We start from the raw sequence: 2,695 nt of genomic DNA on the forward strand, positions 1-2,695 counted from the left end.
CACAAGGCTGGCGGTATAAACGATGTTGCCGCCTTCGCCGACGCTGTTGGTAGCGGTCAGGACCACATCCACTTTGTCGATGGTGTCGTTGATCGTGGTAGTGGCACCGTTACCCGCAACTTCCAGCTTCTCGAAGTTGCCGCCGGTGGCGTCAGTGATCTTGACGGTTTGGGTGCTCTTATCGATGAACACGTCATCGCTTGGCGCTGGGACAGTCACGGTGCCGACGGTGTCGCCAGCCTTGATGATGATGGACGAGCCATTGTCCAACTTCAGCGTGACGTCGGTACCTGCTTTGTTAGAGAGCGTGGCGGTGTAGGTAATCTGACCGCCTTCGTTGACTGCACTTGGCGCGGTCAGCGTGACGGTCGTGGTATCGGCAGTGCCCGGAGTATCAGTCACTGTTGTAGTGACTTTATCGGTGCCCGGCACCAAGTTCTCGAAGTGCTCGCCACCAGTCACGCCTTTGATGGCGGTGGTGACGGTCTGATCGCCTGTGTAGACGTCATTCGGCGCGACGGTAGTGACGGTACCGCTCGACTGGTTCACGCCAATGGTGATGGTCTGGCCGTTATCCAGGCTGACAGTCAGCGGGTTGGTGATGTTAGTCACCGCATTACCCGACTTATCAACCAGCGACGCGGTGTAGACGATGTTGCCGCCTTCGCCCACGGTGTTAGTAGCGGTCAGAACTACATCCACTTTGTCGATGGTGTCGTTGATCGTGGTGGTTGCGCCGTTACCTGCAACTTCCAGTTTTTCGAAGTTGCCGCCGGTAGCGTCAGTGATCTTGACGGTCTGGGTGCTCTTGTCGATGAACACGTCATCGCTTGGCGCCGGGACGGTTACGGTGCCGACGGTGTCGCCAGCCTTGATGGTGATGGACGAGCCATTGTCCAACTTCAGCGTGACGTCGGTACCCGCTTTGTTGGAGAGCGTGGCGGTGTAGGTAATCTGACCACCTTCGTTGACTGCGCTTGGCGCGGTCAGGGTTACGGTCGTGGTGTCAGCAGTGCCCGGAGTATCAGTTACGGTCGTGGTGACTTTATCGGTACCAGGTACCAGATTTTCAAAATGCTCACCACCGGTCACGCCTTTGATAGCGGCAGTGACGGTTTGGTCGCCTTTGTATACGTCGTTTGGAGCGACTACCGAGACAGAACCGCTGGACTGGTTCACACCGATAGTGATGGTTTGGCCATTATCCAGGGTGACGGTCACCGGGTTGGTGATGTTGGTCACTGCCGCGCCGTTTTTATCCACAAGGCTGGCGGTGTAGACGATGTTGCCGCCTTCGCCCACGCTATTGGTGGCAGTCAGAACCACATCGACCTTGTCGATGGTGTCGTTGATTGTGGTAGTCGCACCGTTACCCGCAACTTCCAATTTCTCGAAATTGCCGCCGGTAGCGTCAGTGATCTTGACGGTCTGGGTGCTCTTGTCGATGAACACGTCATCGCTTGGCGCCGGGACGGTCACGGTGCCGACGGTGTCGCCAGCCTTGATGGTGATAGACGAGCCGTTGTCGAGTTTCAGCGTGACATCGGTGCCGGCCTTGTTGCTCAAGGTAGCGGTATAAGTGATCTGGCCGCCCTCATTGACTGCGCTTGGCGCGGTCAGCGTGACGGTCGTGGTATCGGCAGTGCCCGGTGTGTCCGTAACGGTGGTGTTCACCGGCGTAGTGCCTGGCACCAGGTTTTCGAAGTGCTCGCCGCCAGTCACACCTTTGATAGCGGCAGTGACAGTTTGGTCGCCTGTATAGACGTCGTTCGGTGCCACAGTGGTTACGCTGCCGCTGGACTGGTTCACACCAATGGTGATGGTCTGGCCATTGTCCAAAGTGACGGTCAGCGGGTTGGTGATGTTAGTCACCGCATTACCCGACTTATCAACCAGCGACGCGGTGTAAACGATGTTGCCGCCTTCGCCCACGGTGTTAGTGGCGGTCAGAACCACATCCACCTTATCGATGGTGTCGTTGATCGTGGTAGTCGCACCGTTGCCTGCAACTTCCAGTTTCTCGAAGTTGCCGCCAGTAGCGTCGGTGATCTTGACGGTCTGGGTGCTCTTATCGATGAACACATCATCGCTTGGCGCTGGAACGGTCACCGTGCCGACGGTGTCGCCAGCCTTGATGGTGATGGACGAACCATTGTCCAACTTCAGCGTGACGTCGGTACCCGCTTTATTGGAAAGCGTGGCGGTGTAGGTGATCTGACCACCTTCGTTCGCCTCCGCCGGTGCGGTGAGCGTCACGGTGGTGGTGTCGACAGAGTCCGTAATCGTGGTGACTGCCGGAGCCGTATTCGGCACCAGATTCTCGAAATTACCGCCAGTCGCGCCGGTAATGGTGGTGCTGACAGTGCTGCCGTTGACGTAGACATCATTCGGTGGGGTGTCGACAACCACGCTGCCAACGGACTCGCCGGCCTTGATGGTGATCACCGAGCCATTGCTCAAGGTGACGTTCACCGGTGTCTGCGCAGGGTTGGTCAAGGTGGCGGTGTAAGTGATCTGACCGCCTTCGACAACCGTGCCGGTGGCGGTCAACGAAACGTTGGTGGTGTCGATTGAATCAACAATGGTGGTGACCGCTGGCGTCGTGCTCGGCACCAGGTTTTCAAAGTTGCCGCCAGTCGCGCCGGTAATCGTGGTGCTGACGGTGGATCCGTTGTTGTAGACGTCGTTGGCCGGA

At 57.7% G+C, this 2,695-nt stretch carries 1 protein-coding gene; it reads right to left on the reverse strand.

The genetic code is table 11. The features are described from left to right. The coding region (locus tag EXW71_RS28635) for an immunoglobulin-like domain-containing protein (RefSeq protein WP_372241349.1) at positions 1-2,695 on the reverse strand (2,695 nt) is incomplete at both ends.

Origin of the sequence: Pseudomonas sp. BCA17 (genome assembly GCF_004519405.1) — a bacterium.
Taxonomy (GTDB): Bacteria; Pseudomonadota; Gammaproteobacteria; order Pseudomonadales; family Pseudomonadaceae; genus Aquipseudomonas.